This is a genomic window from Amycolatopsis sp. NPDC031561 (assembly GCF_055580625.1).
Map to the genome: position 1 here is coordinate 121,906 of NZ_JBVILA010000003.1, position 12,517 is coordinate 134,422.

General features: G+C 68.9%; 11 protein-coding genes. 4 read left to right on the forward strand and 7 right to left on the reverse strand.

Going from position 1 to position 12,517, the window contains the following annotated elements; all coding sequences use genetic code 11:
- Positions 1-3 precede the first annotated feature (3 nt).
- The 3 genes from ACZ5IK_RS09685 to ACZ5IK_RS09695 all read left to right on the forward strand — a co-directional run bounded on the left by ACZ5IK_RS09685 (position 4) and on the right by ACZ5IK_RS09695 (position 3,093).
- Positions 4-966: an NAD(P)-dependent alcohol dehydrogenase gene (locus tag ACZ5IK_RS09685; RefSeq protein WP_465487342.1), complete on the forward strand. Its 963-nt coding sequence runs from the start codon at positions 4-6 to the stop codon at positions 964-966.
- 83 nt (positions 967-1,049) lie between these two features.
- Complete coding sequence (locus ACZ5IK_RS09690) at positions 1,050-2,588, forward strand: alkaline phosphatase D family protein (protein WP_465487343.1); 1,539 nt, start codon at positions 1,050-1,052, stop codon at positions 2,586-2,588.
- Positions 2,589-2,751: 163 nt separating this feature from the next.
- Complete coding sequence (locus ACZ5IK_RS09695; RefSeq protein ID WP_465487344.1) at positions 2,752-3,093, forward strand: hypothetical protein; 342 nt, start codon at positions 2,752-2,754, stop codon at positions 3,091-3,093.
- A 7-nt stretch (positions 3,094-3,100) separates the two neighbouring features.
- On the opposite strand, the gene ACZ5IK_RS09700 is transcribed toward ACZ5IK_RS09695, so the two are convergent.
- Positions 3,101-3,970, reverse strand: a complete 870-nt coding sequence (locus ACZ5IK_RS09700; protein WP_465487345.1) for an alpha/beta fold hydrolase — start codon at positions 3,968-3,970, stop codon at positions 3,101-3,103.
- A 28-nt stretch (positions 3,971-3,998) separates the two neighbouring features.
- Positions 3,999-4,823: a GAF and ANTAR domain-containing protein gene (locus ACZ5IK_RS09705; RefSeq protein ID WP_369862235.1), complete on the reverse strand. Its 825-nt coding sequence runs from the start codon at positions 4,821-4,823 to the stop codon at positions 3,999-4,001.
- A gap of 369 nt (positions 4,824-5,192) precedes the next feature.
- Between ACZ5IK_RS09705 and ACZ5IK_RS09710 the strand changes: the two genes are divergently transcribed.
- Complete coding sequence (locus tag ACZ5IK_RS09710) at positions 5,193-6,620, forward strand: SpoIIE family protein phosphatase (RefSeq protein ID WP_465487346.1); 1,428 nt, start codon at positions 5,193-5,195, stop codon at positions 6,618-6,620.
- Positions 6,621-6,626: 6 nt separating this feature from the next.
- Here ACZ5IK_RS09710 and ACZ5IK_RS09715 read toward each other — a convergent pair whose 3' ends face one another.
- The 5 genes from ACZ5IK_RS09715 to ACZ5IK_RS09735 form a co-directional block, all read right to left on the reverse strand.
- Positions 6,627-7,181: an isochorismatase family protein gene (locus tag ACZ5IK_RS09715; protein WP_101609623.1), complete on the reverse strand. Its 555-nt coding sequence runs from the start codon at positions 7,179-7,181 to the stop codon at positions 6,627-6,629.
- A gap of 69 nt (positions 7,182-7,250) precedes the next feature.
- Positions 7,251-8,078, reverse strand: coding sequence for a poly(ethylene terephthalate) hydrolase family protein (locus ACZ5IK_RS09720; protein ID WP_465487347.1), 828 nt, complete (start codon positions 8,076-8,078; stop codon positions 7,251-7,253).
- 160 nt (positions 8,079-8,238) lie between these two features.
- Positions 8,239-9,420 carry a cysteine desulfurase-like protein gene (locus tag ACZ5IK_RS09725; RefSeq protein ID WP_465487348.1) on the reverse strand — a complete coding sequence of 394 codons (1,182 nt, stop codon included), beginning with the start codon at positions 9,418-9,420 and terminating at the stop codon, positions 8,239-8,241.
- Between the two features lie 81 nt (positions 9,421-9,501).
- Positions 9,502-11,487, reverse strand: coding sequence for a peptidase S8/S53 subtilisin kexin sedolisin (locus ACZ5IK_RS09730; protein ID WP_465487349.1), 1,986 nt, complete (start codon positions 11,485-11,487; stop codon positions 9,502-9,504).
- Between the two features lie 144 nt (positions 11,488-11,631).
- Positions 11,632-12,435 carry a sulfite exporter TauE/SafE family protein gene (locus tag ACZ5IK_RS09735; protein ID WP_410605623.1) on the reverse strand — a complete coding sequence of 268 codons (804 nt, stop codon included), beginning with the start codon at positions 12,433-12,435 and terminating at the stop codon, positions 11,632-11,634.
- Positions 12,436-12,517: the final 82 nt, after the last annotated feature.

Here is a 12,517-nt window from a genome sequence, read left to right on the forward strand (position 1 = left end):
CCCATGAAGGCGATCGTCCAGCACGAGTACGGCACGACGGAAGTCCTGAAGCTGATCGATCTGCCGGATCCCGAACCGGGACCGGACGGTGTCGTCGTACGGATCCGCGCGGCTGCCGTCGATCCCGGAGTCTGGCATCTCATGGAGGGCACGCCGTATCTGGTGCGCTTGATGGGCTTCGGCGTACGGAGACCGAAGGCCCGGGTCCGCGGCCTCGACTTCGCCGGTGTCGTGCACGCGGTCGGCGGCGACGTCACGCGATTCCGGCCCGGCGACGAGGTTTTCGGCACCTGTCAAGGTTCTTTCGCCGAGTACGCACTGACCACAGTGGACAAACTCGCGCGGAAACCCGGACGGCTCGGGTTCGAAGAAGCCGCGGCCGTCCCCATCTCCGCGTTCACCGCCCTCCAGGCGCTTCGCGACAAAGGGAAGGTCGCGCCCCGGCAAAAGGTCCTGATCATCGGCGCGGGCGGTGGCGTCGGCACGTTCGCGGTGCAGATCGCCAAGGCTTTCGGCGCCACGGTCGACGGGGTGTGCGGGACGGGCAAGGTGGATCTCGTCCGGTCGCTCGGCGCGGACAGGGTGTTCGACTACACGCGTGAGGACTTCGGTGGCGGCTACGACCTCATCCTCGACACCGCGGGCAACCGGTCGCTGACTTCGCTGCGGAAAGCCCTCACCCCGCGCGGCACCCTGGTCATCGTCGGCGGCGAGGGCGACGGGCGGTGGATCGGGCCGGTGGGCCGCAACCTGCGGGCACTGTTCCTCGGGCCGTTCGTGAAACAGAAGCTCCTCGGCCTGTTCTCCACGGAGAACCAAGACGATCTCCAGACGCTTCGCGCGCTCATCGAGGCGGAGAAACTGACGCCGGTCATCGACCGCTCCTACTCGCTGACCGAGGTGCCCGAAGCCATCCGCTACGCGAGCGAGGGACACGCGCGCGGCAAGGTCGTCATCACCGTCTGAATGTTCTCCCTCGCGTTCACCCCCGGCCATCTTGGGCGTGTTCGGTGTGGGACGACCCACCACGAAGCCGAGGGAGACCACCGATGTCCGTCAACCGCCGGGACCTGTTGCGAGGCGCCGCCACCGCCGGTGCGCTGGGGCTGGCCTGGCCGTTGAGTTCGCGGATGACCGTCGCGCAGGCGGAGGAGGCCGCCGCGGCGCTGGGCGCGACGTGGGACGAGGCGCCGTTCACGCTCGGCGTCGCGTCCGGCGACCCGGTGCCGTACGGCGTCGCGCTCTGGACCAGGCTCGCGCCGAAACCGATGGAGTTCGAGCAGCCGCTCGAAGACACCGTCGAGGTCGGCTGGGAGGTCGCCACCGACCGAGGTTTCCGCCGCCGCGTGGCACGCGGGACTGCGCCGGCCACCGCCGGGCTCGGGCACAGCGTGCACGTCCCGGTGTCCGGGCTGGAGCCGGGCTCGCAGTATTACTACCGCTTCCACGCGCTCGGCAAGGTCAGCCGGGTCGGCCGCACCCGCACCGCGCCCGTCGGGCCGGTCCGGCGGGTGCGGTTCGCCTCGGCGAACTGCCAGGCGTTCCACGACGGGTTCTACGCGGCCCACGCCGGGATCGCGCGGGAGGACCTCGATTTCGTCGTCCACCTCGGCGACTACGTCTACGAACACGGCCAGGTCGGCGGGAACCCGCTGCGCGACCACGAAGGCCCCGAGGTGCTGACGCTGCCTGCGTACCGGCGGCGGCACGCGCTCTACAAGTCCGACCCCTCGCTGCGGGACGCTCACGCGGCCCACCCCTGGTTCATCACCTGGGACGACCACGAGGTGGTCAACGACTACAGCGGCACCACCCCGGCGCTGCAGGCCCGGCGATCGGCGGCGTACCAGGCCTGGTTCGAACACATGCCGGTGCGCCCGGACCACCCGGCGAGCCCGCGGATCCACCGGCAGCGCCGCTGGGGCGACCTGCTGGACCTGTCCATTTTGGATCTCCGGCAGTACCGGTCGGCGCAGAACCTTCCCGACGGCACGATCCTCGGCGCGGACCAGAAGGCGTGGCTCAAGGATCAGGTGACCGGCGCCGGTGAGGCGTGGCACTGCTGGGTGAACTCGATCATGCTCAGCCAGCTGGCGAAGCCGGGTGGCGGCGGCTACATGTTCACCGACCAGTGGGACGGCTTCCTCGCCGAACGCAAGGAGGTGCTGACCCACGTCGCCCAGAGCGGCCTCGAAGACCTCGTGGTGATCACCGGCGACTGGCATTCGGCGTTCGTCGACGACATCCGCCCCGACTTCGCCGATCCGGCCACCCCGGTGATCGGCACGGAGTTCACCGCGCATTCGGTCTCCTCCGGCGCCTACTCCCCCGAATGGAACGCCACGAACGGGCCGAAGATGGGCGCGGCGAACCCGCACCTCAAGTACTTCGAGGGCAACCGGTACGGCTACGACGTCTACGAGGTCACCCCGCGCCGCTGGAGCACGCACATGCGGGTGATCGGCGACCGACGCGACCCGCGTTCGCCGGTGAGCACCCTGACGACGTTCCACGTCGACCGCGGCAGGCCCGGGTCCTATGAGGACAGGGCCACGATCACGTCCCCCGCGCAATACCGGCGACGCTAGGCCAAAAGGGGACCGGGAACTCAGAAGGGGGTCGGGGGACGCTCTTTCGGAGCAGCGCGGCTCACCGCACGCGTTCTCGTTTCACCTGCCCGATGAATTCACGACAATTCTTCCGTGCGGCTAATCTGAGCTTTCCATTGGGAACGATCCCCGGGAGAAAGCAATGAAGAAGAGAATCGCCGCTTTAGTCATGGCCGCCTTCTCGGCGGCCGGAATCCTGGCCGGTTCACCGGCCTCCGCGGCGACCGAAAGCCCCTTCCCGCCCTACGGGTGCGACAGCAACCGCTTCGGAATCCTCTTCGGCGAGGGGATTTCCACGACCTGCTTCTCCCTGCCGAGGTACTCGGAAACCTATCGAGTGGTCGCTCACTGCGCGTCGGGGTCATCCTTTTGGTACACCGCCGGCCATTGGGTTCCGCGCGGTTTCGGACCGTCGACGGCGGAATGTCACGGCGGACTGCTCGCGAACGCCTACGTCGCGGGATATCACGTAGACGATCTCTAATATTTCGCTAATACGATGTTGATCTTGACCCGGGTCCCCACCGGTCCACTTCCGCGGTGAGCCAGCGATGGAGGGAAAAGGCCAGTTCGACCGGCGCGTCGTACTGGATCAGATGCCCGGCGTCCGGAATGACGTCCAAGAGTGCGCCGGGAATCGCGTTCGCGAGTTGTTCCGCCCGGTCGACCGGGATCCAGGTGTCTTCCGCGCCCCAAATCACCTTCACCGGCAGCGCGAGTTCGGGATAGCGATCCTGGATCTCGTCGGTGTACCGGACGTCCGCCTCGGCGATCTGCCGGTAGAAGGCGCGTTGTCCCTGCTCGTCCAGCCAAGGGCCGGTCAGCGTGGCCAGTTGCTCGCCGGTGAGACCACGATGGGAGGCCGTCCCGATATAGGACTCCAGCGCACCTCGGTGCACCGTCGGGGGCTGCGCCTGGAAGACCTCGGCGTTCTCCGCGACGAGCCGGAAGAATTCCGAACCCCACGGCCGCAGCGCGACGACGTCCACCAGGGCGAGTGAGGCGTATTCGGCACCGTGCAGCAGGTTGGCGCGCAGCGAGACGGCGCCGCCGTAGTCGTGCGCGATCACGTGCGGGGCCGTCAGTCCCCAATACGCGAGCAGGTCGGCGAAAAGCTCGCCCTGCGTGCCGAGATCGACCGCGTGACCGGGCTCCTTCGACGAGCGGCCGTACCCCGGCATGTCCCAGACATGGACGGCGAACTCCTCGCTGAGCGCTCGCGCGAAAGGCGCCCACAGCTGTGCCGACCACGGTGTCCCGTGGCACAGCACCACCGGGGCGCCTTCGCCGAGTCGTTCCCACGCCACCGAACGGCCACGCCACTCGAACGATCGCGACAACGCCAGTTCACCGAAACCCATGGTCGCGATCGTAGTAGCGCCCGCCCGCTCAGTCGGGCAGATGCAGTTCCGAATGCCGCTTGGACAGCATCTCCGCCAGTTCCCGGAGTTTGATGTTCATGTTCTGCGACGTGTTCCGCAGCACCTCGAACGCCTCGGCCGCGTCGATCCCCCGCCGCGCCATCAGGATGCCCTTGGCCTGTCCGATCGCGTCCCTGCTGTCCAGTGCCTGCTGGAGCTGTTCCTCCTGGAGCTGACCGCGTGTGACCGCGTGCGTGGTCGCCAGCGCCAGCGACGCGTGTGTGGCCAGCAGCAACAGCACATCGCGATCGGCCCTGGCGATGCCGTGCGGACGTCGCGAGTAGACGTTCAGCGCGCCCGAAAGCTGCGAACTCGACGCCTCGGGCAGCAAGGCTGTAGAGACCAGCGAGTGGAAACCGAGCGCCGCGGCGGCCGGCCCGAACCGCGGCCAGCGCGCGTCCTCGGCGAGGTTGTCGCTGAAGGCGGCCGCCGGTCCCGAAACCCGCGCGGCCTCGACGCAGGCACCCTCGCCGTACTGGTACTGCAGCTGGTCCAGTTCGCGCGCGATCTCGTCGGTCCGCACCGGCGTGTGGAACGCACCGTCGGGATCGAGGAGGGTGACACTCACCAGATCCGCGCCCGGCACCAGGTCACGAGTCGCGAAGACCACTCGTTCGAGTACCGCCGCGACCGAGCCGGAATCCAGCAACGCCCTGGTCAGGGACACGAATTGGCTAACCAGTGGCCCGGCGATGAGCCGAGCGCCGTTTTCGGAGGTCACCGGCAGTTCGCCGTCGCCGACATCCTCGACGAATCGGTTCTTGTCCTGCTGCCAGTCGATTTCATCGGCCAAAGCCCGCCTCTCCCACTTCTGCACATCGGCGTGATGCACCACGGGAGTCACCGGCTGGAACCGGCGCCGAGCGCGCACCATCAACCGCCGCAACCAACCCGGTTACCGGCGGATCGGCGCTAACTTCTCAACGCTCAGAACCGCTTTCGGAAGCCGACCTTAGCCGAATGGGATCACCCCGCCTACCGCGACCCACGTTCGGCCCGTCCCGGATCACCCCTACCGGGCACGCCGACCAGGCACCGCTCGGCCACCTGGCGTAATTTCACGTTCTCCTGCGGCTCGGGGTCCGTTCATGCCCGCTCATGTTTCGGACCGGGCACCGGTTGGTACCCGGCTGGTGTCGTCGAGAACTCGGGGGTGATCACCGTGGCTTCGCTCCAGGCAGAGGAGCAGCGCCGGATCGTCGCGGCTTGTTTCGCGCGGACCGGACTCACCGTCGAGCAGCTGTGGCTGAGATATTTCGCTCTCGGCGGCGACGTCAGCGAAGTCGAGCTGGACGGCTTCCTGCAGGAGCTGATCCCCCTGCCCAGGATCCAGCGGGACATGGTCGCCCACGCGGTCAACGAACGGCTCGACGAGGTCTCCGGCGTGCGCCGGGCCCCCTACAGCCGCGCGACCGGCGAGGACTTCCGGCCTCGCGGGCCGTTGGCCGCGCTGGTAGGGCTCCTCGACGGCGCCCACCGTGCCTCCCCCGAGCGGCTGCCCGAGATCATCGCCGCGGCGGGCCGGGCACTGGACCTCGAGATCACCGTCTATCTCGCCGACTACGACCAGCGGCAGCTCATCCCGCTTCCCGGCGAGTCGCCGACCGTCAGGGCATCGCTGGCCATCGAGGCCAGCACCGCGGGCGAGGCGTACCGGCACGCCGGCACCCTGCTGGTCGAGGAGCCGGGCGGACCACGGTTGTGGATCACCCTGCTGGACGGTGACGAGCGCATCGGCGTGCTCGAAGTCGAGGCCGGTCCGGACGCCGACCTCAACGACCCCTCGCTGCGAATCCAGTGCCAGTGGCTCGCGTCGCTCTCCGGCCACCTCATCGCGGCCGCGATGAGGTACGGCGACGGCCTCGACATGCTGCGGCGACGGCGGCGGCGCGGCCCCATCGCGGAGCTGCTCTGGCAGAACCTGCCCCCGTTGACCGCGGCGACGCGCGACGTCGTGGTGGCGGGCGGTGTCGAGCCCACTTACGACGTTCGCGGCGTCACCTTCGACTACGCGCTCTCCGAAACGACAGCGTGGCTGGCGATCTTCGACGCCGGACGGGACACCCTGTCCGCGGGCCTGGCGGCCTCGGCGGCGCTCGCGGCCTACCGGTCCGCCCGTCGCGAAGACCTGGACCTACGCGGCCAGGAAGCCGCTGTCGACAAAGCGCTGTCGACGCAGTTCGGCGACGGCGTCACGGTCCGCGGCACGCTGGCCGAACTGAACCTCGCCGACGGCGGGCTCCGTTACCTCGATGCGGGAGGCATCCCGCCGCTCGTGTTCGGCCACGACCGCCAACAGACCACATTGGACAGCATGGAGCGCCCGCCGTTCGGCGCCGGGGCGCCCGGCCGGATCGGGACCGCCCGGCTGCGGCCCGGAGATCTGCTGGTCCTGCACACCGAAGGCCTCTCCGGCGCACGTGCCGCCGACGGCGAACGGTTCGCGTTCGCCGACTGCCTGGACGACAACCTCGGGCAGGTTCCACCCGAAACCGCCCGTTGCGTCCTACAGGCGGCGAAGTCCCACTGCGGCAACGTTTTCACCAGCGACGCGGGGCTGCTGATCGCTCGGCGGCCGGGCCGGAGCTGAGACGGCTCAGCCGCTGAATTCGACGTCCGCTGTCGCGACCGTGCCTCCCTTCCGGCCCGGCGCGACCTGGTACCGCCAGTACAGGTTCGTATGCGCGATGACCTGCGCCGGCTCGGGCGCACCCCATTCCGACTTGTCCACGGTCGTATGCGCGTCGCCGACCAGCGTCGCGTCGTATCCCCGGACCAGGGCGCCGTGCAACGTCGAGCGAATGCAGGCGTCGGTCTCCGCCCCGACGACCACGAGACGCCCGACACCGCGTTCGGCGAGCACCTTCTCCAGATCGGTGTCCTCGAAGGAATCTCCATAGGATTTGTCGACGAGCGGCTCGGCGTCTTCCCGGGTCAGCTCGCCGACGAGGCACCACTCCTCGCTCCCTCGCACGAGTTCTTCGTCGGAATGCTGCACCCACACGACCGGCACGTCTTCCCGTCGCGCGCGGCCGACGAGAGCGGCGATGTTCGCCACCACCGCGTCGCGCTCGTGGCCCTCGTCGACGACGCCGTTCTGGACGTCGACGACCAAGAGCGCGGTGTTCGGGCGGTTGTCGAGAGTGGTCATGACAGGGTGTCCCTCCTGGTCAGGCTGCTGTGGCAGACCTTAACCCGGAGCACCGACAGGAACAGTCGATCAAACCGCCGGAACGGCCAGGGCCTTCGCGTTGCGCCGGACGTCGGACCACGCACCGTCCCGGCACAAGCCGCAGGAAGCACCGAAGAACTCCGTGCGGGCTCGCTCGTCGCCGGACAGCCAGAACCGGAACCACGCCGTGATCGCGCCGCGGAACCCGCCACCGTCACCGACGGGCGTGAAGTGGGTCGCGCCGGCGAGTTCGCCGTAGATCGCGGGCACCTGGTCGGCGAGGCGGTACCGCGGGATGACCAGGAGCGCGGGAATGACGATGGTGTCGAACTGCCCTCCGAGGAAGAACGAAGGCCCCTTCAAGGCCGTGGCGGAGCCTTGTGGCCCCGGCTCGATCGGGATCGTGGCGGTGATGCGGGGATCCGCGCCGGCGGCGATCGCCCCGCCGCCGCCCTGGGAATGACCGGTCGCACCGATGTGCGCGGTGTCGATCTTCCCTTCGTAACGGCTGCCGGGACGGGAGTTCTCGGCGATCAGGGTGGTGGCTCCGGCCAGCATTTCCTTGCCGGAGCCCGCGTTCGGTGTGTCGGCGGCCGCGACCACGAAACCGTGGGAGGCCAGATGGCGCAACAGGCCGTCGTAGATCTTCGGGTTCGCGCCGGTTCCGTTGCCCCACAGGATCACCGGGTGCCTCTCCAGCCGCGAGGGCCGGTACACGGTGTGCGTGCTGTCGAGGGCTTCGACGGTCACCGCGAAGGGACCCGGTTCGCTCCACTGGTCCGCGATCCCGGTCGTGGCCGCCGCGGCGGGCGCGATGCCCACGGTCGCGAGCACGACCATTCCGGCGATCAGTGTCCGTTCCCGAAGCCTCGTCATGGTGGTCACCGTCCCGTTCCGCCCGGGCCCCGTTGCCCGCGACGCTCCCTTCCCAGGGTGTCGGCCCGGTCACCGTACGTCCATGGGGCCGATCACAAGATCAGGCGAACGAGTCTTGTGACCGGCCCCAAAAGCAGGGGCTACTTTGCCCTTCTCCTCACTACGCGAACGTCGAGAGACCGTCCAGCAACCTGTCGACGTCTTCGGCGCTGGTGTACGGCGCGAGCCCGACCCGGAGCGCCGGATTCTCCAGCTTCAAGGCCGCGAAGACTTCGTAGGCGTAGAAGGATCCCGCCGGGGCGACGACCTGCCTCTCGGCGAGATGCTGCTGCGCCTCGCGCTCGCGGCCGCCGAGACCCATCAGGAGGGTCGGGGTCCGGTCGGCCGCCTTGCAGTGGACGGTGACGGTGTCTTCCAGCCCCTTTTCCAGCTTGGTGCGCAGCGTGATTTCGTGGTCGTGCAAGGAATTCAGCGAATTCGTCAGGCGTTCCCGCCGCGATCCGCCCGCTGCCGGGTCGAGGGCGGCGAGGAAGTCCACCGCGGCCGTCGCGCCCGCGAGGATCTCGTAAGGCAGCGTGCCGAATTCGAAGCGTTCGGGCACGGTGTCGGGCGACGGCATGAGCTTGTCCGGTTCGACGGTTTCGAGGAGGGCAGGCGACGCGCCGAGCACCCCGCAGTGCGGGCCGAGGAACTTGTACGGCGAGCAGACGAAGAAATCCGCGCCCATCGCCGGAACGTCCACCAGCTCGTGTGCGGCGTAGTGGACGCCGTCCACGAACACCAGCGCCCCGGCGTCGTGGGCGAGGTCGGCGATCCGGCGGATCGGCGGCTTGGTGCCGAGGACGTTCGAGGCCGCCGTGACCGCGACCAGCCTCGTCCGCTCGGTGAGGACAAGGGAGTCGAGGTCGAGTTCGGTGGTTTCGGGGTCGATGTCGAGCCAGCGGACGGTCAGCCCGGCCCGTTCGGCGGCCTGGACCCAAGGCCGGACGTTGGCGTCGTGGTCGAGGCGGCTGACGACGATCTCGTCGCCCTCGCGCCAGTTTTTGGCCAGGTGCCGGGAAAAGTCATACGTCAGCTGGGTGGCGCTGCGGCCGTGGACGATGCCTTCGGCCGGCAGGTTCAAGAAATCGGCATAGGCGGCGCGAAAGCCCGAGACGGCTTTCTCCGCGTTGAGCTCGGACGGGCTGACCGTGCCCCGGTTCGACAGCGGGCCGGTCAGCGTCCCGGCGATGGCGTCGGCGACGGACCGGGGTGTCTGCGTGCCCGCGGGTCCGTCGAAGAAAGCGGTTCCGTTGGTGAGGGACGGGAAGTGAAGCCGGAGGGCTGCGACGTCGATGGCCATGACCTCGACTCTGACACCCGGTCCGGCACCGAGTAAACGCTTCGTGGCCAGAACTTTCGCCGGCCACGAAGCGTCCCGGACTCAGTACAGCGTCAGCCGGTACGCGCCGGACTGCGCGGTGCCCGCGAAGAGATACCGGCCGTCCGCGCTGATCGCCATCGAGAGCACCCGCGGGTCGGGCAGCGCACCCGGCAGCGGCGACCAGGTGCGGCCGAAGTCCGTGCTGCGCAGCACGCCTCCCCCGGTCGCGCTGCTCGCGAACCACACCCTGAAGTCGAACGGATGCGGCAGGATCCGGCTGATCTCCCGGGGATCCCCACCGTCGCGGACCCGGCGGAACGTCCGGCCGTTGTCCTCGCTGAGCAGCAGACCCGCACCACCGACGAGGACACGCCCGCCACCCCAGCGGCTCACCGAGATCGAACTGACCGGTTCGTCGGAGACACGGGTCCAGGTCTTGCCGCCGTCATCGGACCTGGACAGGCCTCCGGAGTCCCCGCCCCAGACCCGGTTCGCGTTCCAGGGGTCACCCGCGAACGCGATGAACCCGTTGTCGGTGGTGAGCTTTTCCCAGGTCTTCCCGGCGTTGTCGCTGCGGTAGAGCACATAGCCGCTGGGCGCGAAAGCCGAGACGAGAAGCCGGTCCGGGTCGGCCGGATGCGCGAAGATCGCCCTGGGGAGACCTTCCTTCGCCTTCGCCGCGAACTGCCAGGTGCGGCCGCCGTCGCCACTGCGGAGCACGTCGAGCGAGAACCCGTTCCGGGTGACCTGCCAGACCACGTCCGGACGGCTCGGCGAGACGGACAGACGCGCGTCCTCGTGCAGCCGGTCGGTGGGGTGCGACTGCCAGGCCCTGTCCGCGGCGGCGATCTTGCCGCGCGGAAGCGGGGTGTTGTAGATCTCCTGCACACCGGCCGCGACGACGCTCTCCCGGAGAATGTTCCCGCTGGTCACGAGGTCTCGGATGGACTCGCCGGGCACGCCGATCTGCTGGTAGCCGTTCTTGCCACCGTCCGCGTACACGCCTCGGTACACCGAGGAGATCAGCGTGGTGGCGGGTTTGCCCGCGGCGGCGGGGAGTTCGATCATGTCGGTGACGCCCTCGCCGGGCGCGGGTACCGGTTTGCGAGTCCAGGTGCGGCCGAAATCCGTGCTGACGTCTATGTCGTTATACGTCGAGACATACAGACGCCCGCCGACGAAACGCGGTTCACGCAAAGGCTGCCCGCCGGGTTCGCGGCGCAGCACCGTCCAGGTCTTCCCGCCGTCGGTGGAGCCGTGCAATTCGGGGCCGACCGTGACCACGAACCGCTTGCCGTCCGAGGCGACCTGCCCGATCTCGCCGTTCACCCGGTAGACGAGTTCGGCACGCGGTTCCTTGCCGCTGACCCCGCGAACCACCCACAGGGAGTACTCCGGGTAGACCGTCGTGAAGTAGGCGTCGTCGCCGACCAAGGTGAGCTTGAGCGCGCCGACCGGCGCGGCGATCCCCTCGCGCGGCCAGGTCCTCGGCACGTCGTTCCAGTTCACGCCGCCGTCGGTACTGACGCTGAGCGAATCGAGGTTCTGCACCACGACGACCCGGCCCGCCGGATCCGTGGCCATGCCGAACGCGCCGTCGGGGTACCACTCGCGCAGGGTCTCCCACGTCTGACCGCGGTCGGTGGTGCTCAGCAGCAGGCCGCGCCACTCGCCGATCTGGTACCCGGGTTTGTTGCCCACCGCGAGCATCCGGTCGGGATTCACCGGATCGGCGAAGAATCCCTGGATGGCGGTGTCGTCGGGCAGTCCCCGGCGCGCGGTCCACGAGCCGCCGCGGTCGCCGGAGAGCCACAACGCGGGCGGGCCGGGCTGCATCATCGCGAGCCCGGCAGGCGAAACGGCGAGCAGCCCGCCGATGCTGTTCGGGCCGACGGGGTCCCAGCCGCCGCGAGGCAGTCCTGTCGCGTTCACGTCCGTGGGTGACGACAGGGGTTCGGCGGTGGCCGCTGACGTCGCCCCGGTGGTCCCGAGAACCGTCAGCAGCCCGAGAACGAACATGCGTTTGGTGATCGATCTCAGCTTCATGCGGAAGATCTTGGCGGAAGATCCCGCAAAGGTATAGAGGATTCGTCGGATCTTTACTGCCGCAATCGCGCTGCCATCCTCGGGTTATCCCTGTCAAGACTTGACTTTCGCGCCCACTCATCAGATCACTCAGGGCGACTTCTCCTAACTGACGACGATCGCGACCAGCGCGGCACCGAGCAGAGCGAGGTACGCGATCGCGTGCGCGCGGTCCGGGATCCGGCCGACCACCCGGCGCGTCACGGCGATGGCCGGCAGCGATCCGCACAGCAGCGCGCCCGCGGCCACCAGGTCGATGTAGCCGAGGTGCGAGGCGCCCGAAGACACACCCGTCGCCGCGAAGGCGTAGACGGCGGTGCCGATCACCGCCACCGGCAGGCTCAAGGGGTTCGCCAGCGCGGTCGCGTCGGCCATCGGCAGGCCCTTGCGCCGCATGAGGGGGACGGTGAGCACGCTGCCCCCGACACCGAGGAAGCTCGCCACGGCACCGATCCCGGTCCCGCCCGCGGTGGTGGTGATCCCGCCGAGCGCACGGGGCCGCGTGTCGTCCCGCCTGCTCACGAATCCTTTCCGGACCACGCTGTCGACGATGGTCAGCGCGAGATAGGCGACGAAAAGCCAGCGCAGCACGCTTTCGTCGGCCGCGGTGGCGGCGAAGGAACCGAGAACGGCGCCCAGGCCGATGAAGGCGATGATCGGCCACAGGTAGTCGCGGCGGAGCCGTCCGGTCCGAAGCTGGGCGAGGGTCGCGCTCCCGGCGTTGACCACCATCACCGCGGTCGACGTGGCGACCGCCACGTGCATCGCCCCGAGGGCGGTGTCCGGCCCGGCGAGTGCGAAGGCGTAAACGACGGGCACGGTGATGAATCCGCCGCCGAATCCGAAAAGGACGGTGGTGACGCCGCTCAGGCATCCGAACCCGAGGAGCACCGAGATCTCGATCAGCACTCCTTCGACGGTAGGTGCTCCCGGCGCGGCGGGCATTCGAAAGGGCGCCACTTTCTTTCGCGCATCGGACAGCGCGAGGGTA

Coding starts and splice junctions, on each gene's coding strand:
- ACZ5IK_RS09695 (WP_465487344.1), top strand. CDS start 2,752: ATGAAGAAGAGAATCGCCGCTTTAGTCATGGCCGCCTTCTCGGCGGCC.
- ACZ5IK_RS09725 (WP_465487348.1), bottom strand. CDS start 9,420: ATGGCCATCGACGTCGCAGCCCTCCGGCTTCACTTCCCGTCCCTCACC.
- ACZ5IK_RS09700 (WP_465487345.1), bottom strand. CDS start 3,970: ATGGGTTTCGGTGAACTGGCGTTGTCGCGATCGTTCGAGTGGCGTGGC.
- ACZ5IK_RS09715 (WP_101609623.1), bottom strand. CDS start 7,181: ATGACCACTCTCGACAACCGCCCGAACACCGCGCTCTTGGTCGTCGAC.
- ACZ5IK_RS09730 (WP_465487349.1), bottom strand. CDS start 11,487: ATGAAGCTGAGATCGATCACCAAACGCATGTTCGTTCTCGGGCTGCTG.
- ACZ5IK_RS09685 (WP_465487342.1), top strand. CDS start 4: ATGAAGGCGATCGTCCAGCACGAGTACGGCACGACGGAAGTCCTGAAG.
- ACZ5IK_RS09690 (WP_465487343.1), top strand. CDS start 1,050: ATGTCCGTCAACCGCCGGGACCTGTTGCGAGGCGCCGCCACCGCCGGT.
- ACZ5IK_RS09720 (WP_465487347.1), bottom strand. CDS start 8,078: ATGACGAGGCTTCGGGAACGGACACTGATCGCCGGAATGGTCGTGCTC.